The organism is Microbacterium sp. 69-10 (assembly GCF_001897945.1).
Taxonomy (GTDB): Bacteria; Actinomycetota; Actinomycetes; order Actinomycetales; family Microbacteriaceae; genus Microbacterium.
In genome coordinates, this window is the sequence record NZ_MKRT01000007.1 from 21,773 (window position 1) to 42,358 (window position 20,586).

The window sequence follows — 20,586 nt, forward strand, 5'->3', positions numbered from 1 at the left end:
CGCGCCGCCCTTGAAGGTCGGGTGCCACAGGTCGAGCTCTGCGGAGGGCTCGGTGAACGGGAAGTAGTTGGTGCGGAACCGGGTCTTCGCCTCGGCCCCGAACATCTGCTTCGCGACGTGGTCGAGGGTGCCCCTCAGGTGCGCCATCGTGATGCCCTTGTCGACGACGAGGCCCTCGAACTGGGTGAACACCGGCAGGTGCGTCGCGTCGAACTCGTCCGTGCGGTAGACGCGGCCGGGGCACAGCACGTAGATCGGCACCTCGCGGTCGAGCATGGACCGCACCTGCACGGGGCTGGTGTGCGTGCGCATCACCAGGTGGCGGGAGCTCGGGTCGACGTAGAACGTGTCCTGCTCCTGACGGGCGGGGTGGTCCTCGTCGAAGTTCAGCGCGTCGAAGTTGAACCACTCGTGCTCGAGCTCCGGGCCCTCCGCGATCTCCCAGCCCATGCCGACGAAGATGTCGCTGATCTGCTCCTGCATCAGGGAGATCGGATGCCGCGCGCCCACGCGCGCGTGCGAGGCGATCGCCGTGATGTCGACGCGCTCGGCCTCCAGGCGCGCAGCGGTCTCGGCCTCGGCCAGCTCGGTCTCCTTGGCGGCGAGCGCCTGCGAGACCCGGCCCCTCCCCTGCCCGACGAGCTTTCCGAAGGCGGCCTTGTGCTCGGGGGCGACCTGGCGCATCGACGCGTTCAGCACGGCGAGGGGCGAGCCCTCGGCGATGTGCGCGGCGCGAGCGGCCTTCAGCTCGGCGGTATCGGATGCCGCGGCGATCGCCGCGAGCGCGGCGTCGACGGCGGACTCCACCGCCTCCGGGGTGATCTGGGGTGTTTCGGGAGTGTCTGACACGAGAACCGAGTCTACCGGCGCGGGGGCGAGGCCCCCGCGCGGGTGAAGGGCGTGCCCGCAGGGCTCAGACCACCAGGCCGAGCAGCAGGACGCCGAGGAGGCCGACCACCGAGACCGCGCACTCCATCAGGCTCCAGGTCTTGAAGGTCTGACCGACCGTGAGGCCGAAGTACTCCTTCACCAGCCAGAAGCCGGCGTCGTTCACGTGCGAGAGGAACACCGAGCCCGCGCCGATCGCGAGCACCATCAGTGCGAGGTGCGTGCCGCTGAGGTCGCCGGCCAGGGGCGCCATGATGCCCGCCGCGGTGATCGTGGCCACGGTCGCCGAACCGGTCGCCAGGCGGATGACCACCGCGACCAGCCAGCCGGCCAGCAGCAGTGGCATCCCGGAGCTCGCGATCCCGCCGCCGATGACCTGGCCGACTCCCGAGTCGACGAGCGTCTGCTTGAAGCCGCCGCCCGCGCCCACGATCAGCAGGATCGAGGCGATGGGGGCGAACGAGTCGCCCGTGATCTTCGCGACCTCGCCCATGGAGCGTCCGAGGGCCGTGCCGAGCACGATCATGGCGTACAGCGAGGTGATCAGCAGGGCCTGCAGCGGCGTGCCGATCCAGACCAGGATCTGCCCGAACAGACTGCTGTCCAGCCCCGCGGAGGTGACGACCGTCATCAGCAGCATCAGCACGACCGGCAGCAGCACGACGGAGAGCGCCACGCCGAACGCGGGGCGCTTCCCCTCGCGCTCGGTGACCGGGGCGAGCAGCTTGTCGGATGCCAGCACCGGCACCCAGCGTGCCATGGGCTTCGCGAGCACGGGGCCGGCGATGATGACGGTGGGGACCGCGACCAGCAGGCCCAGGCCCAGGGTGAGGCCGAGGTCGGCCTTGAGAGCGTCGATCGCGATCAGTGGACCGGGGTGCGGCGGCACGAAGCCGTGCAGCGCGGACAGACCCGCCAGCGCGGGGATGCCGATCAGGATCACGGGGAGCTTGGCGCGCTTGGCGGCGAGCATGACGATCGGGATCAGCAGCACCACGCCGACCTCGAAGAACAGCGGGATTCCGACGATGAACGCGGCGAGCGCCATGGCCCAGCCCAGGCGCTTGAGGGGTGTCTTGGACAGGATCGTGTCCACGATCTCGTCCGCGCCGCCAGACTCGGTGAGGAAGCGTCCGATGACGGCGCCGAGCACGATCAGCACGCCGACGCCGCCGACCGTGGAGCCGAGCCCGGCGGAGAAGGACGTGAACGCGTGCTCGAAGCCCATGTTCGCGGCGACCGCCATGACGGCGGCGCCGAGCATCAGGGAGAAGAACGGGTGCATCTTCACCCAGACGATCAGCACGACGATCAGTGCGATCGAGACGACCGCCGCGATGATCAGCTGAGCGGTGCCCGCCGCGGGCTTGACGGGATCCGCGGCCAGCACCCCGTTCAGGAGTGGTGCCGCGTGTGCGAGCAGTTGCATTCTCGGACTCCTTCGCTGCGTCGGGGCGGGGCCGTCCCGGAACGTAGCGCACACGATACTCCCAGGTAGGATCGGCGACGAGAACGACTCACACGCGCGAGAGGCGAATTCAATGGCCGAAGAACCGATCCCGACGACGCAGGCCATCGCCCTGGTATCCGCACCGGCGCCCTATGTGCTCGCGATCGACATCGGCTCGGGTTCGACACGCGGATGCCTCTACGACGCGTACGCCCGTCCGATCAAGAAGCATCTGGTCAAGGCCGAGCACGCCTTCATCGAGGCGGCGGACGGCACGGCGGAGGTCGACGCCGACCAGATCGTCAGCGAGGTCGGCGAGGTCATCGACGGCGCGCTGAAGGGCATCGACCCCGGGCTGGTCAAGGCGGTCGTGATGGACACGTTCGCCTCGTCGCTGGTGTGCGTGGATGCCGACGGCGACGCCCTCACCGCCTGCATCACCTACGCCGACTCTCGGTCGTCGGAGCATCTCGCGAAGCTGCGATCGCAGCTCGACGAGGATGAGGTGCACCAGCGCACCGGCACCCGGCTGCACACCAGCTACCACCCGCCGCGGCTGCTGTGGCTGCAGGACGAGTTCCCGGAGTTGTTCGCCAAGACGGCGAAGTTCCTCTCGCTCGGCGAGTACGTGTACGCGAAGCTCGCCGGCATCGAGGGCGCCGCGACCTCGACGATGGCGTGGGCGGGCATCCTCAACCGCCACACCTGCGAGCTCGACGAGGAGCTGCTGGCCGCCGTGGGCGTCGACCGCAGCCGGTTCGCGCCCGTGGTCGACCCCTCGGAGCCGATCACCGACGTCTCCCCCGAGGCGCTGCGCCGCTGGCCGGCGCTCGAGGGCGCGGCCTGGTTCCCCGCCGTCCCCGACGGCTACGCCTCGAACATCGGCGTCGGGGCGAGCACGCCGTCCGTCGCGGCCATGTCGGCCGCCACGTCGGGGGCCATCCGGGTGATCGTCGACGGCACGCCGGATGTGCTCCCCACGGGTCTGTGGGCGTACCGCGTGTCGAAGACGCAGTCCATCGTCGGCGGTGCGCTCAACGATGTCGGCCGGGTCACGCTGTGGCTGCAGTCGACTCTGGCCCCGCTGACCTACGAGCAGATCGACGAGGTGTTCCGTGCGGCTCCCGCCGAGGGCACCCCGCTCGTGCTGCCGTTCCTCACCGGCGAGCGCGCGACGGGCTGGGCGGGCGACGCGCGTGCCGTGCTCACCGGCGTCTCCTCGGCCTCCGGTCCGCGCGAGCTGTGGCGCGGAGCCGTCGAGGGGATCGCGATCTCCTATGCGCGGGTCTTCGAGCAGCTGCTCGAGGTCGCCCCGGGCATCCGGAGCGTCATCGCCTCGGGCGGCGTCACCAGCGCCTACCCCGGCTTCATGCATCCGGTGGCGCAGGCTCTCGGGTTCCCGGTGGAGGTGGTCCAGGTCAAGCGCGTGACCATGCGCGGCGCCGCCGCGCTGGCGCTGTCGGTCCTCCAGGCGGAGCATCCGCTCGCCACCATCCCGCAGACGAGCCTGGCCGAGCCGGATGCCGGGCAGCGCGACTACTACGACGACCTGCGCCGCCGATTCGAGAGCGTGTACGACGGCGTGATCGCGAAGTGATGGCCGGCTGACACGAAGAGGGCGGGCATCCGATCGGATGCCCGCCCTCTCGCTCCCCTCCGGAGATGTGGACGTCGGTGAGCTCAGAGACTCGTGCCGCCAGCGCCAGGCTTTTCTCCGCCGCGCTGCATGGCGATGACCTCAGTGACGGTGCCGTCGTGGACGCGCGGGTCGTCGATGGCGAGCGGCGTGGCGCCCTTGAGCTTCGGCGAACGCCGTGTACGGATCTCCAGCCACCTAGCGATGCCCGACAGGATCAGACACATCACGATGTAGATGCCGCCGATGACGAGCGCGGACTGCAGGATCGGCCTGCCCGGCTGCGAGCTGAGCAGCTTCGCGTAGTAGAGCAGCTCCTGGTACGTGATGATGAACCCGAGCGCGGTGTCCTTCATGGCGACCACGAGCTGAGCGACGATCACGGGCAGCATGGCACGGACCGCCTGCGGCAGCAGGATCAGCATCATCACGCCGCTCTTGCGCAGACCGATCGCGAAACCAGCCTCCTTCTGCCCCTTCGGCAAGGACTCGACGCCGGCACGGAGCGCTTCCGCGAGCACTGAGCCGTTGTAGACCATCAGGGCGATGACGACCGCCCAGTACGGATCCACCTTCACGCCGAGCGTGGGCATGCCGTAGTAGAGGATCATCATCATGACGAGCACGGGGACCGCGCGGAACGCCTCGGTCAGCACGGTGGCCGGCACCCGCACCCAGGCGTGGTCGGAGAGGCGCCCGATCGCGAGCAGGAAGCCGAGCGCCAGGCTGAGCACGGCTGCGAGCGCGAACGCGCGCAGCGTGTTCAGCAGCATCTGCCCGATCGACTCCCAGACGAGTGTGTACGTGAACACGTTCCACTTCGCCGCGCTGAACTGGTTGGTGAGCGAGAGCCGCCACACGACGAAGGCGATCAGGGCTACCACCACCACGACCGTGACGACCGCGAGGATCAGGTTGCGTCGCTGCGCCTTGGGACCTGGGACGTCGTACAGTACCGAAGTCATCGCGCGATCCTCCAACGGTTCTCGAGTGTGCGCTGCAGCCAGGTCAGCAGCAGGACCAGCGCGATGAAGATCACCGCGACCCAGAGCAGCACCGCCATCGGGCTGCCTGGCCGGTCATGGGAGTTCGAGATCGTGGACTGCAGCTGCGGCAGCACCGCGATCGAGAAGCCGGCCGCGACGGTGGTGTTCTTCAGCAGGGCGATGAACACGCTCATCATGGGCGGCACCACCGAACGGAACGCCTGCGGCAGCACGATCTGCGACATCACCTGCCCGAACGGCAGTCCGATGGCTCGAGCGGCCTCGGCCTGCCCGACCGGCACGGTGTTGATTCCTGCGCGCAGCGTCTCCGCGACGTACGTCGCCGTGTAGACGCCGATGGCCATGATCCCGAGAATGGTGTTCGACAGAGTGGGCAGCGCCAGCGCGCTGTAACCGAACACGAAGAAGAAGAAGACCAGGGTCAGCGGGGTGTTCCGCACCAGGTTGACGTACACGGTGCCGACGGCCCGGGCGATGGGGACCGGCGATACGCGCATCGCGCCGACGATGATGCCCAGGACCAGAGCGATGATGCCCCCGAAGAAGAACACCAGGAGCGTGTAGGTGATGCCCTCGCTCCACAGGTCGAGGTTGCCGAAGATGACGTCCACGCGTCTCCCTCTCTATCTGGTGATGCATCCCCGATCGGCGATGCGGTGATGCGGTGAGGGCCGCCCGGAGACGACCCCCACCGATCCACGTCATCCGACCGGGTCGACGGCCGGCTGGTCGACCTTGATGCCCGACTGACCGAGGGTCGCGTCGAAGATCTTCTGCCAGGTGTCGTGCCCGTCGGTGAACAGCGTGTTGATGTGCTCCTGCAGCGCGGTGTCTCCCTTGGGGATGCCGACGCCGTAGCGCTCCTCCGTGAACAGACCCGGGAGCACCTTGAGCTCGTCCGGGTTCCGAGCCGCGTAGCCGATCAGGATGGCGGCATCGGTGGTCACCGCATCCACCTTGCCGCTGAGGAGGTCCTCCACGCACTGCGAGTAGATGTCGTACTCAGCGGTCTTGATCTCAGGGAAGTTCTCCTTGATGTTCCGGATGGGGGTGGAACCGGTCGCCGAGCACACCGTCTTCCCGTTGAAGTCGGAGACGTCCTTCACCTCCTTCATGTCGCTGTCCTTCTTGACCAGGAAGCCCTGACCGGTGACGAAGTAGGGACCTGCGAACGAGATCTGCTCCTTGCGGGAGTCGGTGATGGAGTAGGTGCCGACGTAGTAGTCCACGTCGCCGTTCACGATCGCCTGCTCGCGGTTGGCCGAGGCGATCGGCTTGTAGGTGATCTGGCTCTCCTTGAAGCCGAGGGATGCTGCGATCCAGCGCGCGATCTCGATGTCGAAGCCGCTGCGCTTGCCGGTCGTCGCGTCGAGGTAACCCAGGTTCGGCTGGTCCTCCTTGACGCCGATGACCACGCCGTCGCGCTTCTTCATGGCATCGAACGTGGGGCTGCCGTCGAGCTTGACGTCCTTGGCCACCTCGAACAGCGCCTTGTCGCCGCTGCCCGAGTCGCCGCCGGTTCCGCCGCCACCGGGCGTGGTCGGGCTTCCGCTGTTGCAGCCGGTCAGCGCGAGCAGCGCCGCGGCGATGATGCCGATTCCTGCGAGTGCCTTCGTGCGTCGCATGATCTTCTCCTTCGTGTGCTGTGGGTGCGCGGGATCTCCGCGCGGGGAAGGTCAGTGGGTGAGGAGCTTGGACAGGAAGTCCTTGGCGCGGTCGCTCTTCGGGTGCGTGAAGAACTCCTCGGGCGTCGCCTCCTCGACGATCTGCCCGTCGGCCATGAAGACCACGCGGTTGGCGGCCTTCCGGGCGAAGCCCATCTCGTGGGTGACGACGATCATCGTCATCCCCTCCTTGGCGAGGCCGATCATGACGTCCAGGACCTCGTTGATCATCTCGGGGTCGAGCGCGCTGGTGGGCTCGTCGAAGAGCATCACCTTCGGATGCATGGCCAGGGCGCGGGCGATCGCGACGCGCTGCTGCTGACCACCGGACAGCTGCGCGGGGAGCTTGGACGCCTGCTGCGCGACACCCACGCGCTCCAGGAGCGCCATGGCCTCCTTCTCGGCATCCGCCTTCTTGACCCCGCGCACCTTGATCGGGCCGAGCGTGACGTTCTCGAGGATCGTCAGGTGCGCGAACAGATTGAACGACTGGAACACCATGCCGACCTCGGCACGGAGGTTCGCCAGTCCCTTGCCCTCGGCGGGGAGCGGCTTGCCGTCGATGCGGATCGACCCGCTGGTGATGGTCTCCAGGCGGTTGATCGTGCGGCACAGCGTCGACTTGCCGGAGCCGGACGGACCGATGATGACGACCACCTCGCCCTTGTCGACGGTGAGGTTGATGTCCTTCAGCGCGTGGAACTCGCCGTAGTGCTTCTGGACGCTCTCTACGACGACCAGCGATTCGGCTGTGCTCATTGTGCCTCCCATGGGACCGACCGGTCGAAGGGAGCACAGGTGGAATCAGGGCTCCCCATCTAATCCGCTGACCCGTTCAGACTATGCACGGATGCGCAGCCGGACCAGTCCCTTGAGTGTTTCTTGAGTGTGGTGCAGAATCAGCGCCGCGAGTCGCGATAGTACTCCGCCGCTCCCGGATGCAGCTCGATCGGATCGGTGAAGATCGCGAGCCGCCGGTCGAGCAGCGCGGCGGCCGGCACGCTGCGGGCGACCTCCGCACGCGCCGAGAAGAGCACGGCGAGCACGTCGCGCACCAGCGCGTCGGGGACGTCGGCGGAGGTGACCAGGTAGTTCGGCACCGTCATCGCGACGGTCGACTCGTCGCTGCCGTACGTGCCGACCGGGAACTCCGCCGAGCGGTAGACGCCGGCATGCGCAGCATCCGCTCTCTCCACCACGTCGGGACCGATCGACAGCAGCCGGATCGGCAGGCGCCCCGCCAGCCTCTCGATGCCGGGGGTGGGCAGGCCTCCCACCCAGAAGAACGCGTCGATGCGTCCGTCGGTGAGCGCCGAGATCGAGGCGTCCAGCCCCAGCCCGACATCCCGCACCCTCCCGGCCGGCACCTGGGACGCCTCCAGCACCCGGCGTGCGACCACGCTCACGCCCGAGCCGGTGCCGCCGAGGGAGACCGTACGGCCGGCGAGCTCGGAGATGCTCCGGATGCCGGAGTCGGCACGTACGACGACATGGACGTACTCGTCGTACAGCCGGGCCGCCGCACGGATCGGAAGGGTCCTGACGAAATCGCCCGTGCCCGCCACGGCATCCGCGATCGCGTCGCTCTGCGCGAAGCCGAGCTGCGCCTGCCCAGCGCCGACCAGATGCAGATTGTCCACCGAGCCGTTGGTCTCGATCACCTGCGCGTCGACGTCGAGGTCCCTCCGCAGCACCTCCGCGAGCTGCGTGCCGTAGTCGTAGTAGACGCCGGTCACGCTGCCGCCGGCGATGCGCAGCGGATGCTCGGTCCACGACGGCCGCGAAGGCGCGCACCCGGCGACGCCGAGCACGATGAGCGCCGCAGCGACGACGGCCAGCATCCGTCTCGCCCTCTTCGCTCCGATGCTCATCTCTCCCCCGGAGCGGGAAGGTCGAAGGACACGCTCAGGCCGCCGTCCTCCGGGGACTCGACGGTCAGTCGGCCTCCCACCGAGCGCAGCAGGTCCATCGCGATCGCGAGACCGAGCCCCGACCCGGGGACGTTCTGATTGCGGGCGCTGCGCCAGAAGCGGTCGGCGGCCTGCTCGAGCTCGTCCGGGTCCAGGCCCGGACCGTGGTCGCGCACCGAGATGCGGGCACCCTCCTCCGTGGCCACGGCGGCCAGTTCGATCAGGCCGCCGTCCGGAGAGAACTTCACTGCGTTGTCGATCACCGCATCCAGGGCGCTCTCCACGATCGCCTCGTCGACGCGGGACCGCACGTCCTGCGCCTCGTGCACGCCGAAGCGGATGCCGCGACGTGCGGCGACCTCGCGCCAGGCCTCGCCCCGCCGGGCGACCAGCGCCGTGAGGTCGACGTCCTCGAAGTCTGATGCGCGCACGGCGCCGCGGGCGAAGCCGAGCAGGGTGTCGAGGATCCGCGTCATCCGCTGCCCCTCCTCGCGGATCTTCTCCACGTCGGCCGCACCGGCCGTGCCGAGGTCGGCGGCGAGCACCTCCACTCGCAGCAGCAGCGCGTTCAGCGGATTGCGCAGCTCGTGCGAGGCGTTCAGGGCGAACTCCTGCTGACGGGCGACGACCCGTTCGATCTCGTCGGCCATCCGGTTGAACATCAGGATCATGCGATGCAGCTCGGCGGGCCCCGTGTCGTCCGCGATCCGGGCCTCCATGTCACCGCGCTCCATCGCCTCCATCGCCCGGTCCAGACGTCGCACCGGGCGCAGCACCCAGCCGGCCAGCCGGAACACCACGAGCAGGCCCACCGCGATCACGAGGGCGGCGACGGCCGTGATCAGCAGCCACTGCCGCCCGATCTCGGCACGGGGCACGTCCACGCTGGCCGACATGACGACCGCCCCGATCACGTCGCCGCCGTCGAACACCGGCTCCACCAGCGACAGGTCGGCGAACTGCCACGGCAGCGCGTTCTGCGGCAGCTCGCCTCGGCGGCCAGAGAGCGCGAGCTTGATCTGCGCCTCGATCTCGGGGCTGTCGAACACCGGCTGCGCGGTCGACGGCGCCCAGGGCCGGCCGGCGCGGTCCACGATCACCACACGGGTGCCGTACAGCTCGCGATAGCGCTGCGCCTCACCGTCGAACACCTCGGCGTTCCCTGCGAGCAGAGCCTGCCTCGCCGTGGTCGTGAAGTAGCTGAGGTCGCCGAGCTGCTCGGCGTAGAACTCCTGCTGCACGCTGCGCGCGGCGCTCCACGCGTACGCTCCCCCGAGCACCATGAGCACCAGCACCAGCGGTACGAGGAAGACGACGATCAGCCTGCGGCGCACGGTCAGCCCTCCAGGCGGTACCCGACACCGCGGACGGTCTCGATCAGCGACGCCCGCCCGATCTTCCGGCGGATCGACGCGACGTGCACCTCCAGCGAGCGGGCGAAGCTCTGCCAGTCGGTGTTCCACACCTCGCGGATGAGCCGGTCGCGGGGAACCGCGACACCCGGGTGGCGCGCGAGCACGGCGATGATGTCGAACTCCTTGCGCGTCAGCTCCACCCCTGCGCCGTCGACGAGCACCCTCCGCGCGACCAGGTCGATGCTCACGTCGCCGACCTCGATCAGCGACCGGTCGCCGGATGCCGGATGGTGGGCATCCAGCGGATGCAGCCGGCGAGTGACCGCCTCGATGCGCGCGAGGAGCTCCCGCACGTCGTAGGGCTTGACGACGAAGTCGTCGGCACCGGCGCGCAGACCCCGGATGCGCTCCTGCACGTCGCCGCGCGCGGTCGCGATGATCACGGGCACCCCGCTCTGCGCACGGATGCGCCGGCAGACGTCGATGCCGTCCATGTCGGGCAGCCCCAGATCCAGCAGCACGACCTCGGTGTCGGAGCCGAGCAGCCCGAGCGCCTGGGCGCCGTCGACGGCGCGGACGGTCGCATAGCCCGAGCGGTTCAGGAACGCCTGCAGCGCCTCGGCGACACGATCGTCGTCCTCGACGATCAGGATGCGCATCGGCTCATCCGGCCACGCGCTGCGCGAAGGCGCTCTCGTACAGGCACACACTGGCCGCGGTCGCGAGGTTCAACGACTCGGCCCGACCGTAGATCGGCAGCTTCAGGGCGCGGTCGGCGAGGTCGAGCATGTCGTCGTCGAGCCCGCGCGCCTCGTTCCCGAACAGCCATGCCGTGGGACGCTCCAGCACGCCCTCGGCGCGCGCGGCGAGCAGGTCATCGCCCTTCACGTCGGCGGCGAGCACCTGGAGGCCCGCGTCGTGGGCGCGCGAGACGACGTCGTTCAGATCGCCGCCCACCGAGAACGGCAGGTGGAACAGCGAACCGGTGGTCGAGCGGACCACCTTCGGGTTGTACGGGTCGACGGTGCGGCCGGTCAGCACCACGGCATCCGCTCCCGCGGCATCCGCGGCACGGATGATCGTGCCCAGGTTGCCGGGATCGCGCACCTCCTCGCAGATCGCGATCAGCCGCGGCCCCGCCGCGAAGATGTCGCGCACCGAGGTGGGCGTCTGGCGCGCGACGGCGACGATGCCCTGCGGTGTGACCGTGTCCGCCATCGCCGCGAGCACCTGTTCGGTGACGTACTCGACGTCGATGCCGTGCTCCGACGCCAGCGTCCGGACATCGGAGTGCTTCTCCCATGCCGACGGCGTGGAGTACAGCTCGACGATCGCGCCGGGGAGGTAGTTCAGCGCTTCGCGGACCGACTGTGGTCCCTCCAGCAGGAAGAGTCCCGTCTCGGTCCTGGCGCTGCGCTTGGTCAGCTTGGCGACGGCACGGACTCGGGGAGAGCGGGGGTTCTCGAGCACGGGCCCATTCTATCGGGGCCGGGATGCGGGAACGGGCGCCTCCCCGCAGGGAGACGCCCGTTCTCAGGATCGTTCAGATCAGGCAGCGGCCTTCGGAGCGTTGACGTCCGAGGGAAGCGCCTTCTTGGCGACGTCCACCAGCGTGGCGAACGCGGCGGCGTCGGTGACGGCCAGCTCGGCCAGCATGCGACGGTCGACCTGCACGCCGGCGAGGCCGAGGCCCTGCATGAAGCGGTTGTAGGTGATGCCGTTCTGGCGGGCAGCGGCGTTGATGCGCTGGATCCACAGACGACGGAAGTCGCCCTTGCGCTTGCGACGGTCGCGGTACGCGTAGACGAGGGAGTGGGTGACCTGCTCCTTCGCCTTGCGGTACAGACGCGAACGCTGACCGCGGTAGCCCGAGGCGCGCTCGAGGATGACGCGACGCTTCTTGTGCGCGTTGACCGCGCGCTTGACTCTAGCCATTTTCCTGTGTTCCTATTCCTGCGTTCGGGCGCTCAGCCGCGGCCGAGAAGCTTGTTGGCGACCTTGGTGTCGGCCTTGGAGAGGACCTGGTCCTGGTTCAGGCGACGGGTCTGGCGGCTCGACTTGTGCTCGAGGTTGTGGCGCATGCCGGCCTGCTGCTTCTTCAGCTTTCCGCTGCCGGTGATCTTGAAGCGCTTCTTCGCACCCGAGTGGGTCTTCTGCTTCGGCATCTTCTCTTCCTTCGTGTGGCGCCCTGGCGGGCGACGGTGGGTTACCCGCCAGGAGCGGGAGCTGTGGGGCGGCTTACGCCGCGGTCTCGTCCGTGGGCTCGGCGGATGCCGCGCCCGTGCTGTTCTTCGCCTCGCGGGCCGCCTGCTTGTTGGCGGTGCGCACGGCGTTCTGCTCGGCCTTGGCCTCGGACTTGTTCTTCAGCGGAGCGACGACCATGACCATGTTGCGACCGTCGATCGTGGGGTTCGACTCCACGGTGCCGAACTCGGCGACGTCCTCGGCGAACTTGCGCAGCAGACGCACGCCCTGTTCGGGACGCGACTGCTCGCGACCGCGGAACAGGATCATGGCCTTGACCTTGTCGCCGGACTTCAGGAAGCCCTCGGCGCGCTTGAGCTTGGTCGTGTAGTCGTGAGCCTCGATCTTCAGGCGGAAGCGGACCTCCTTGAGGATGGTGTTCGCCTGGTTGCGGCGTGCTTCCTTCGCCTTCTGCGCGGCCTCGTACTTGAACTTGCCGTAGTCCATGATCTTGACCACGGGCGGCTTGGAATTCGGGGCGACCTCGACCAGGTCGAGATCTGCCTCCTGGGCCAGACGCAGCGCTGCCTCGATGCGGACAACACCGATCTGCTCACCCGCGGGGCCGACGAGGCGGACCTCGGGGACGCGGATGCGCTCATTGGTACGGGGATCGCTGATGCGGAGCTCCTTAGACGTGGTTTCGGCCATCCGGATGCTGTCTACATCCTGAGCGAAATCGGAGTCTCCCCACCCGCCGACGCATTCAGAAGCACCGGCTTGTGACACCCTTTCCACCGGAGTCCGGCGGGGTGTGGAACCCGGTAGCCTTGAACGGCAAGCGCGGGTGGGAATGAATCCTCTTTCGTATCGGAGCGAAAAGCTCCGAAGCCCGCAGAAGTCTACCAGAAAGCATCCCGAAGTGACGATTCCTGCTGAGCACGCCGATGACCGCCACGAGCGCTGGGCGGAGCAGGAGCAAGCCGCGGCCGCCGCGACGCGCGACATCGCCGATGTTCCGGCCGTCGAGGTGATCACCACGACCGCCGTGCATCTGATGAGCGCGGCCGCCGTGAAGCTGGGACTCGCAGACGACCCGGATGCGCAGCTCGACCTCGACGAGGCCCGCAAGCTCATCAACGCACTGGCCGGCCTGATCACCGCCGGCGCCCCCGAGATCAGCAGCGCGCACGCGAGCCCGCTGCGGGACGGACTGCGCTCTCTTCAGCTCGCGTTCCGCGAGGCCTCCCCCATCCAGGACCCGATCGGCAAGGGTCCCGGCGAGAAGTGGACCGGCCCGGTCACCTGACTCTCGGCCCGGCGCGCCTCAGCCGGCGGAGCGGGTGAGCTTCACGGTCAGCGAGTCGACCAGCACCGCCATGCGGTCGTCGGCCGCCCAGCGCTGTGCGAGCCGCGCCAGCACGGCGTCCAGGGTCTCGCGGTCCAGGCCGTCGATCAGCTCGAGCGTCACGATCAGCTCCGGGCCGCGCATCCGGGCATCCGGATCCCCCGGTGCGACCGAGACGTCGATCACGGCCAGCTCGTGCGCGATGCTCTCGCGGAGCGCCGTGAAGACCTCGGGCGAGAGGAAGCTCGGCTCCCAGGGCTGGCCCTGCGCGATCGCCCACACCGCGGGGCGCCGGAACACGAACTCGGTGTCGGATGCCGGATCCAGCACGATCAGGTCGGTCTCCTCGCCTGCGGCCGACAGCGCCACGCGCGCCGCCTCCACCGGGATGGGGCGGGCCTGGGCATCCCACCGGCGCATGGTGTCGACCGAGGAGAACGCGGGCTGGACCCGGCGTCCGTCGGGCGCAGCGACCGTGACGATCGACAGCTCCTGCGTCTTGTCGACCTTCAGGCCCGTCGGGCCGATGCCCTCGTCGCCCTTCTCGGCGACCAGTGGCACGAGCACGCGCGCGGGCCGGAATGCGTCGACGACCTCCGTCTGCGTTCCGGTGCCGGCGCGGAAGCGCAGCAGCGCGTCCAGCAGCGCGGGGTCGGCGGAGCCGTCATCCGCGGCGCGGGCGTTCGGCTCGAAGCTGCGGCCAGCCCAGGGCACGCCGGCGGAATCAGCTCGGTTCGCCCCGTGATCGCAGGCGTCGTCAGAGGCCGGCGACATCCAGCGCCTCTGCCAGCGTGAACTGCCCGGCGTAGAGCGCCTTGCCGACGATGGCACCCTCGACGCCGAGCGGCACGAGCTCACGGAGAGCCGCGATGTCGTCGAGGTTCGAGACCCCGCCGGAGGCGATCACCGGCTTGGGCGTGCGCGAGGTGATCTCGCGCAGCAGCTCCAGGTTCGGGCCGCGCAGCGTGCCGTCCTTGGTCACGTCGGTGACGACGTAGCGGCTGCAGCCCGCCTCCTCGAGGCGCTCCAGCACCTCCCAGATGTCGCCGCCGTCCTTCGTCCAACCGCGCGCGGCCAGCGTGGTGCCGCGCACGTCGAGACCGACGGCGACCGCCTCGCCGTACCGGCTGATGACGTCGGCCGCCCACTCGGGGTTCTCGAGCGCCGCGGTGCCGAGGTTGATGCGGTTCGCGCCGGACTCGAGCGCCGCCTCGAGGCTGGCGTCGTCGCGGATGCCGCCGGAGAGCTCGATGTTCACACCGCGGTACTGCTTGATGACCTTGCGCAGGATGGGCGCGTTGCTGCCGCGACCGAAGGCCGCGTCCAGGTCCACGAGGTGGATCCACTGCGCACCCTGGTCGACCCACTCGCCTGCGGCGTCGATCGGGTCGCCGTAGCTGGTCTCCGTGCCCGCCTCACCCTGGGTGAGACGCACCGCCTTCCCTCCCGCGACGTCGACTGCGGGCAGCAGGATCAGCGAGGGGGACTGTGCGAAGTCGTTCATGACGTCCTTGGTTCGAGGATGGCCGCGACGTGCGGACACGAGAGAAGACACTAGTCCGCGCCTGTGCGCGGTTCAACATGAGTGCCGTCGGGTGACGCTCAGCCGAGCGATTCCACCCAGTTGCGCAGCATCCGGATGCCCGCGTCCCCGGACTTCTCCGGGTGGAACTGGGTCGCCGACAGGGGGCCGTTCTCCACCGCCGCGAGGAACCTCTCGCCGTGGGTCGCCCAGGTCAGCGCGGGCTGCGGGAACGGCGGCTCGACCTGGATCCCCCAGGTCTTCGCGGCGAAGGAGTGCACGAAGTAGAAGCGCTCCTGCTCGAGGCCGCGGAACAGCACCCTGCCCTCGCCCGCCTCGACCGTGTTCCAGCCCATGTGCGGCAGCACCGGGGCATCCAGCTCGGCGACCGTGCCCGGCCACTCCCCCAGACCCTCGGTGTTCAGCCCGCGTTCGACACCGCGCTCGAACATCACCTGCATCCCGACGCAGACGCCGAGCACCGGCCGGCCGCCCGCGAGCCGGCGATCGATGATCTCGTCACCGCCGTGCCTGCGCAGCGCGTCGACCACGGCCGAGAACGCGCCGACGCCCGGCACGAACAGCCCGTCGGCCTCGAGCGCGCGATCCCGGTCGCCGGTGAGCTCGACGTCCGCACCGGCGGCGGCCAGGGCCTTGACCGCCGAGTGGACGTTGCCGGACTCGTAGTCGAAGACGACGACGCGCGGGCCGGTGCTCACAGCGCGCCCTTGGTGGAGGGGACGCCGTCGACGAGCGGGTCGAGGGCCTTGGCCTGGCGGAACGCGCGTGCGAACGCCTTGAACTCCGCCTCGGCGATGTGGTGGGGGTCGCGGCCGCCGACCACGCGCACGTGCACGGTGAGGCCGCCGTTGAAGGTGACGGCCTCGAAGACGTGCCGCACGAGCGAGCCGGTGAAGTGCCCGCCGATGAGGTGCATCTCGAAACCGGCGGGCTCGCCCTCGTGGACGAGGAAGGGTCGACCCGAGATGTCCACGACGGCCTGAGCGAGGGCCTCGTCGAGGGGCACGAGCGCGTCGCCGTACCGCGAGATGCCGGACTTGTCGCCGAGCGCCTCGCGGATCGCCTGGCCGAGCACGATGGAGACGTCCTCGACCGTGTGGTGGGCGTCGATGTGCGTGTCGCCGGTCGCGCGCACCGTGAGGTCGGTGAGCGAGTGCTTCGCGAAGGCCGTGAGCATGTGGTCGAAGAACGGCACGGAGGTGCTGATCTCGCTCCGGCCGGTGCCGTCGAGGTTCAGCTCGACCTCGACCGTCGACTCGGACGTGCTGCGGGTGCGGCGGGCGGTGCGGGGCGCGGTCATGCTGGTGATCCTATCGATGCGAGTGCGTCCAGGAAGGCGGTGGTCTCGGCCTCTGTGCCAGCCGTGACCCGCAGGTGGCCGGGGATCCCGACGTCGCGGATCAGCACGCCGCGGTCGTAGAGCGCCTGCCACACGGCCTTGGGGTCGTCGATCCCGCCGAAGAGCACGAAGTTCGACCAGGACGGGTGCGGCGCATAGCCGAGCGCCTCGAGGGTCGCGGAGATCCGGTCGCGCTGCTCGACGATCTCGTCGACCATGCGCAGCATCGTCGCGGAGTTGCGCAGCGCTGCCGTCGCGGCCGCCTGGGTCAGGGCGCTCAGGTGGTACGGCAGGCGCACCAGGCGCAGCGCGTCGATGAAGGCGGGGTCGGCCGCCAGGTATCCGACGCGGGCACCCGCGAAGGCGAACGCCTTGCTCATGGTGCGGGAGATCGCCAGCCGCGGACGGCCGGGAAGCAGGGAGAGAGCGGATGCCGCGTCCTTCGGCGCGAACTCGTGATACGCCTCGTCGACGACCACGATGCCGCGTGCGGCCTCGTACACGGCTTCGACCACGTCGAGCCCGAGCGGCGTGCCGGTGGGGTTGTTCGGCGAGCACAGCAGCACGACGTCGGGGTCGGCTGCCGCGACCTGGGCTGCCGCGTCCTCCGGCGTGATGGTGTAGTCGTCCTCGCGCGTGCCGGCGATCCAGCTGGCGCCGGTCCCCTGCGTGATCAGCGGATACATCGAGTAGGTCGGCGCGAAGCCGAAGACCGTGCGGCCCGGCCCGGCGAACGCCTGCATGATGTGCTGCAGCACCTCGTTGGAGCCGTTTCCCGCCCAGATCTGGTCGGCGGTCAGCTCGTGGCCGAGATAGGCGGCGAAGGCCTCACGCAGCTGGGTGAACTCGCGGTCGGGGTAGCGGTTGACGTCGCTGAGCGCCAGGGCGATGTCGTCGAGGATGTCGCCGACCACCGACTCCGGCACCGGATGCGTGTTCTCGTTCACGTTCAGCGCCACGGGCAGAGGGGCCTGCGGAGCGCCGTAGGGTGTGAGCCCGCGCAGATCGTCGCGGAGAGGCAGCTCGTCGAGAGAGGTCACTCTTCCCATGGTAGAGCGCGGAATCCGGGCCAGTTCCCGGATGACGATCAGTGCGAGTACTGCGTCGGGATGGCGATCTCGGAACCGGCCTGGATCGCACCGCTGCTGAGGTTGTTCAGACTCATGATGTCGTCGATCACGTCGCGCGGGTCGACACCGGGCGCGATCTCCGACGCGATCGACCACAGGGTGTCGCCCGGGAGCACCGTCACGGTCTCGAAGGAGACCCCGGCGTTCTGCTCACCCGAGGCGAGTGCCGAACCGCCCGCCAGCACCGAGAACGCGATGCCCGCGACGAGAGGGGCAGCGGCGACCGCCGCCAGCACACGACGACCGCGCACCGTGAGGCGGAGCTTCGTCGAGCGCACCGCACGCGTGGAGGCACCTGCGGAGGCGCGACGGATCGCGGGGCTCTGGATGCTGATGGTGCTCATGTGAGGCTCCTCTTCTTCTTCCCGCCGATCGCGGGGATGCCGAATGCGAAGCTGTGTTCCGAATCTATCTTCGATATCGAACATCTGTCAAGAATTCTTCGAAACCCGTCCGAGAATGTCGCCGACACGCTCGAACAGATCTTCCGTTTTCCGCGATATCTCGGATACGGTTTCGATATGGACAGCACACCACTGGCCACCGACATTCGAACCGGAAGCCCGCGATGACGCGGATCCAGCCCGGTCCGGCCGCTGAGAAGGAGCACCGATGAGCGAGAACGCCACCCCCGCATCCGAGGCTCCGCGCACGCGTCGCCGCAAGAGCCTCAGCGCGAAGCAGATCGCGATCCTCGAGGTCATCCAGACCTCCATCGCCCGGTACGGCTATCCGCCGAGCATGCGCGAGATCGGTGACGCCGTCGGGCTCAAGTCGCTCTCCAGCGTCACTCACCAGCTGGGCCAGCTCGAGCTCAGCGGCTACCTCCGCCGTGATCCCGGCAAGACCCGCGCCATGGAGGTGCTGATCGATCTCCCCGGCACGAGCACGGAGAATCCCGCCGATTCCGCTCCCGCCGTCGGAGACGCGGCCCTGGTCCCCCTGGTCGGCCAGATCGCGGCCGGCATCCCGATCACCGCGGAGCAGCAGGTCGAGGAGATCTTCCCGCTCCCCCGCCAGCTCGTCGGCAAGGGCGAGCTGTTCATGCTCAAGGTCACCGGCGAGTCCATGATCGACGCCGCCATCTGCGACGGCGACTGGGTGGTGGTGCGCACGCAGAGCAACGCCGAGAACGGCGAGATCGTCGCGGCCATGATCGACGGCGAGGCGACGGTCAAGACCTTCCGCCGGCGGGACGGCCACACCTGGCTGCTCCCCCGCAACTCAGCGTTCGAGCCGATCCTCGGCGACGAGGCCGTGGTGCTCGGCAAGGTCGTGGCGGTGCTGCGCGCCGTCTGATCGGTTATCCCCGCCGCACGCTCAGCAGGACCCCGTCCGCGATCCGGTACGGCGCGCCGGCGACCAGCGCCCCCGCCGAGCGTCGCAGGCGGGAGAACTCCGCGCGCACGGTGACCTGATGGTCGACGTCGCCGTGCAGGCGACGGCTGAGGTCGGCGGCCGTGACGCCGGCGGGACCGGCATCCGAGAGCAGGGCCAGCATGTCGGCGTGCCGCGGCGTGAGCGGCACGCGCCAGGTGGATGCGTCGGCCCGCACCTCGATGCACGCCTGCGTGCCCGTGAGGTCGAGCACGGCCACCACAGAGGTGTCCGCCGCGGGTCTGATCAGCCAGCCCTCCGGCAGGCGCTCGGGCACGCACACGCCCAGTCCGGGCACGGCGAGGGTGCGATCCGCGTGCGGGACCTCGATCCGGTCGCGGGCGGACAGCCCCTGCTGCGCGGCGACCCAGCCGTGGTCATCGACGACGAGCGCCGGTCCCTGCATGCCGGCCAGCAGAGGCTGCGCGGCCCTGCGCAGACGGTCCAGCCGCATGCTGTGCCGGCGCCAGAGCGACGCCTCGGCGATCCTCGCCGCCGCCGACACCAGCGCGCGGATGGCGGGATGCAGCGTCAGCGCGGGGCCGCTGACGTCCACGACGCCGAGCAGCGTCCCGTCGATCGGGTCGTGGATCGGCTCGGCGGTGCAGTACCAGGGCACCTGCGCGTTCTCGTAGTGCTCGGCCGAGAACAGCTGCACGGGCGCATCCTCGACGAGCGCGGTGCCGATCGCGTTGGTCCCCACGACGCTCTCCGTCCATCGCGCACCGTCCACGAAGCCGAGCCGATCAGCGTGCAGCTTCACCCTCGGCGCGCCGCTGCGCCACAGCACCACGCCGTCGGCGTCCGTCACGACGACGAGATACGACGAGGCGTCGGCGGCGGCGAGCAGAGGGGCGCGCAGCTCGTCGATCACGTCGGACAGCCGCGAACGACGCCTCAGATCCTCCAGCGCCGAGGCTGCCATCGGCTCGACGCGGCGCACGGCATCGGCATCCACGCCCAGGCTCATCGTGCGGCGCCACGACCGCGCGACCACCTCCCGCGGATCCTGCGGAGGCGCGCTGCCGGAGAGCACGGCATCGTGCACACGCACGAGACGGCGGGCGAGGTCTGCGAGATCAGGCGACGTTGCCATGGCGGGGAGCGTATCCCTGGCCACGTTGCAACACCGTGCAACGCTTCACGGCGCGAGCGCAGCCGAGTGCACTGTACGCATGACCCAACTCGATGAGCGATCGGCGACGATGCCGACCATGACCGCATCCGACGATCCGGCCCGCACCTGGCTGGCGGCCTTCGAGGATGCCCTGCTCGCCCGCGATGTCGCGCGCGCCGCCGGGCTCTTCGCGGCGACCAGCTTCTGGCGCGATCTGATCGCCTTCTCCTGGAACATCACCACGGTCGAGAACCCCGCGGGCGTCGCCGACCTCCTCACCGCCACGCTCGAGGGCACCGCCCCGCGCGGCTTCCGATTCTCCGAGGAGCCCGAGACCGCCGACGGAGTGACGTCCGCCTGGTTCGAGTTCGAGACCGCGGTGGGCCGCGGCCGGGGTCTCGTCCGGATCGTCGACGAGGACGGCCCGAAGGCGTGGACGCTGCTGACCACCATGTACGAGCTCAAGGGCCACGAGGAGCCCCTGCGCGAGCGCCGTCCGAAGGGCGCTGAGCACGGGGCGCGACGCGACCGCGTGTCGTGGCTGGAGCGCCGCCAGGCCGAGGAGGCGTCGCTTGGTACCGAGACCCAGCCCTACGCGCTCGTCATCGGCGGCGGGCAGGGCGGTATCGCGCTCGGCG

General features: G+C 69.5%; 24 protein-coding genes and 1 pseudogene. 5 read left to right on the top strand and 20 right to left on the bottom strand.

Annotated elements, in window-relative coordinates; translation table 11 throughout:
- The coding region (locus BGN97_RS03120; RefSeq protein WP_292697960.1) for a phenylalanine--tRNA ligase subunit alpha at nucleotides 1-849 on the bottom strand (849 nt) is incomplete at its 3' end.
- Between the two features lie 64 nt (nucleotides 850-913).
- Complete coding sequence (locus tag BGN97_RS03125; protein WP_292697963.1) at nucleotides 914-2,317, bottom strand: gluconate:H+ symporter; 1,404 nt, start codon at nucleotides 2,315-2,317, stop codon at nucleotides 914-916.
- 112 nt (nucleotides 2,318-2,429) lie between these two features.
- Between BGN97_RS03125 and BGN97_RS03130 the strand changes: the two genes are divergently transcribed.
- Nucleotides 2,430-3,935 carry a gluconokinase gene (locus BGN97_RS03130; protein WP_292697964.1) on the top strand — a complete coding sequence of 502 codons (1,506 nt, stop codon included), beginning with the start codon at nucleotides 2,430-2,432 and terminating at the stop codon, nucleotides 3,933-3,935.
- An 83-nt stretch (nucleotides 3,936-4,018) separates the two neighbouring features.
- On the opposite strand, the gene BGN97_RS03135 is transcribed toward BGN97_RS03130, so the two are convergent.
- The 11 genes from BGN97_RS03135 to infC all read right to left on the bottom strand — a co-directional run bounded on the left by BGN97_RS03135 (nucleotide 4,019) and on the right by infC (nucleotide 12,805).
- Nucleotides 4,019-4,939 (bottom strand): amino acid ABC transporter permease, encoded by a 921-nt coding sequence (locus BGN97_RS03135; RefSeq protein ID WP_292697965.1) that lies wholly within the window; start codon nucleotides 4,937-4,939, stop codon nucleotides 4,019-4,021.
- Nucleotides 4,936-5,592, bottom strand: a complete 657-nt coding sequence (locus tag BGN97_RS03140; protein WP_292697966.1) for an amino acid ABC transporter permease — start codon at nucleotides 5,590-5,592, stop codon at nucleotides 4,936-4,938. Before BGN97_RS03140 ends, BGN97_RS03135 begins: the two co-directional genes overlap by 4 nt.
- A 90-nt stretch (nucleotides 5,593-5,682) precedes the next feature.
- Nucleotides 5,683-6,606: a glutamate ABC transporter substrate-binding protein gene (locus BGN97_RS03145; protein WP_292697967.1), complete on the bottom strand. Its 924-nt coding sequence runs from the start codon at nucleotides 6,604-6,606 to the stop codon at nucleotides 5,683-5,685.
- Nucleotides 6,607-6,657: 51 nt separating this feature from the next.
- On the bottom strand, nucleotides 6,658-7,386 hold the full coding sequence (locus BGN97_RS03150) for an amino acid ABC transporter ATP-binding protein (protein WP_292698006.1): 729 nt from the start codon (nucleotides 7,384-7,386) through the stop codon (nucleotides 6,658-6,660).
- Nucleotides 7,387-7,544: 158 nt separating this feature from the next.
- Nucleotides 7,545-8,516 carry a TAXI family TRAP transporter solute-binding subunit gene (locus BGN97_RS03155; RefSeq protein WP_292697969.1) on the bottom strand — a complete coding sequence of 324 codons (972 nt, stop codon included), beginning with the start codon at nucleotides 8,514-8,516 and terminating at the stop codon, nucleotides 7,545-7,547.
- Nucleotides 8,513-9,889: a HAMP domain-containing sensor histidine kinase gene (locus BGN97_RS03160; protein WP_292697970.1), complete on the bottom strand. Its 1,377-nt coding sequence runs from the start codon at nucleotides 9,887-9,889 to the stop codon at nucleotides 8,513-8,515. The genes BGN97_RS03155 and BGN97_RS03160 overlap by 4 nt, the downstream gene beginning before the upstream one ends.
- A 2-nt stretch (nucleotides 9,890-9,891) precedes the next feature.
- Nucleotides 9,892-10,569, bottom strand: a complete 678-nt coding sequence (locus BGN97_RS03165) for a response regulator transcription factor (RefSeq protein WP_292697971.1) — start codon at nucleotides 10,567-10,569, stop codon at nucleotides 9,892-9,894.
- 4 nt (nucleotides 10,570-10,573) lie between these two features.
- The gene (locus tag BGN97_RS03170) at nucleotides 10,574-11,380 is read right to left on the bottom strand and encodes an RNA methyltransferase (protein ID WP_292697972.1); all 807 of its coding nucleotides are present in this window, start codon (nucleotides 11,378-11,380) and stop codon (nucleotides 10,574-10,576) included.
- 78 nt (nucleotides 11,381-11,458) lie between these two features.
- The gene (rplT, locus tag BGN97_RS03175) at nucleotides 11,459-11,845 is read right to left on the bottom strand and encodes a 50S ribosomal protein L20 (protein WP_285635890.1); all 387 of its coding nucleotides are present in this window, start codon (nucleotides 11,843-11,845) and stop codon (nucleotides 11,459-11,461) included.
- A gap of 32 nt (nucleotides 11,846-11,877) precedes the next feature.
- A complete protein-coding gene (rpmI, locus tag BGN97_RS03180; protein ID WP_193596428.1) occupies nucleotides 11,878-12,075 on the bottom strand; it encodes a 50S ribosomal protein L35 in 198 nt (65 codons plus the stop codon).
- Between the two features lie 73 nt (nucleotides 12,076-12,148).
- Complete coding sequence (gene infC, locus BGN97_RS03185) at nucleotides 12,149-12,805, bottom strand: translation initiation factor IF-3 (RefSeq protein WP_292697976.1); 657 nt, start codon at nucleotides 12,803-12,805, stop codon at nucleotides 12,149-12,151.
- A 211-nt stretch (nucleotides 12,806-13,016) separates the two neighbouring features.
- Here infC and BGN97_RS03190 point away from each other — a divergent pair, with 211 nt between their 5' ends.
- On the top strand, nucleotides 13,017-13,403 hold the full coding sequence (locus tag BGN97_RS03190) for a DUF1844 domain-containing protein (RefSeq protein ID WP_292697978.1): 387 nt from the start codon (nucleotides 13,017-13,019) through the stop codon (nucleotides 13,401-13,403).
- Nucleotides 13,404-13,421: 18 nt separating this feature from the next.
- Here BGN97_RS03190 and BGN97_RS03195 read toward each other — a convergent pair whose 3' ends face one another.
- From BGN97_RS03195 to BGN97_RS03220, 6 genes are all read right to left on the bottom strand, one after another.
- Nucleotides 13,422-14,216: an SseB family protein gene (locus BGN97_RS03195; RefSeq protein ID WP_292697980.1), complete on the bottom strand. Its 795-nt coding sequence runs from the start codon at nucleotides 14,214-14,216 to the stop codon at nucleotides 13,422-13,424.
- Nucleotides 14,200-14,946, bottom strand: a complete 747-nt coding sequence (priA, locus tag BGN97_RS03200; protein WP_285635904.1) for a bifunctional 1-(5-phosphoribosyl)-5-((5-phosphoribosylamino)methylideneamino)imidazole-4-carboxamide isomerase/phosphoribosylanthranilate isomerase PriA — start codon at nucleotides 14,944-14,946, stop codon at nucleotides 14,200-14,202. The genes BGN97_RS03195 and priA overlap by 17 nt, the downstream gene beginning before the upstream one ends.
- A gap of 98 nt (nucleotides 14,947-15,044) precedes the next feature.
- A complete protein-coding gene (gene hisH, locus BGN97_RS03205) occupies nucleotides 15,045-15,683 on the bottom strand; it encodes an imidazole glycerol phosphate synthase subunit HisH (protein ID WP_292697983.1) in 639 nt (212 codons plus the stop codon).
- Nucleotides 15,680-16,285, bottom strand: a complete 606-nt coding sequence (gene hisB, locus BGN97_RS03210; RefSeq protein WP_292697985.1) for an imidazoleglycerol-phosphate dehydratase HisB — start codon at nucleotides 16,283-16,285, stop codon at nucleotides 15,680-15,682. The genes hisH and hisB overlap by 4 nt, the downstream gene beginning before the upstream one ends.
- A complete protein-coding gene (locus tag BGN97_RS03215) occupies nucleotides 16,282-17,373 on the bottom strand; it encodes a histidinol-phosphate transaminase (RefSeq protein WP_292697986.1) in 1,092 nt (363 codons plus the stop codon). The genes hisB and BGN97_RS03215 overlap by 4 nt, the downstream gene beginning before the upstream one ends.
- A 38-nt stretch (nucleotides 17,374-17,411) precedes the next feature.
- Nucleotides 17,412-17,798 (bottom strand): LysM peptidoglycan-binding domain-containing protein, encoded by a 387-nt coding sequence (locus BGN97_RS03220; protein WP_292697988.1) that lies wholly within the window; start codon nucleotides 17,796-17,798, stop codon nucleotides 17,412-17,414.
- On the opposite strand from BGN97_RS03220, the gene BGN97_RS03225 reads away from it, so the two are divergent.
- Both BGN97_RS03225 and lexA read left to right on the top strand, forming a co-directional pair.
- Nucleotides 17,799-18,026, top strand: coding sequence for a hypothetical protein (locus BGN97_RS03225; protein WP_292697990.1), 228 nt, complete (start codon nucleotides 17,799-17,801; stop codon nucleotides 18,024-18,026).
- Nucleotides 18,027-18,066: 40 nt separating this feature from the next.
- Nucleotides 18,067-18,753, top strand: a complete 687-nt coding sequence (gene lexA / locus BGN97_RS03230; protein WP_292697992.1) for a transcriptional repressor LexA — start codon at nucleotides 18,067-18,069, stop codon at nucleotides 18,751-18,753.
- Between the two features lie 4 nt (nucleotides 18,754-18,757).
- Here the strand turns inward: lexA and BGN97_RS03235 are convergent, their stop codons facing one another.
- Nucleotides 18,758-19,927, bottom strand: a complete 1,170-nt coding sequence (locus BGN97_RS03235) for a GAF domain-containing protein (protein WP_292697994.1) — start codon at nucleotides 19,925-19,927, stop codon at nucleotides 18,758-18,760.
- A 118-nt stretch (nucleotides 19,928-20,045) separates the two neighbouring features.
- On the opposite strand from BGN97_RS03235, the pseudogene BGN97_RS03240 reads away from it, so the two are divergent.
- Nucleotides 20,046-20,586: pseudogene (locus tag BGN97_RS03240) on the top strand (NAD(P)/FAD-dependent oxidoreductase); the annotation flags it as partial.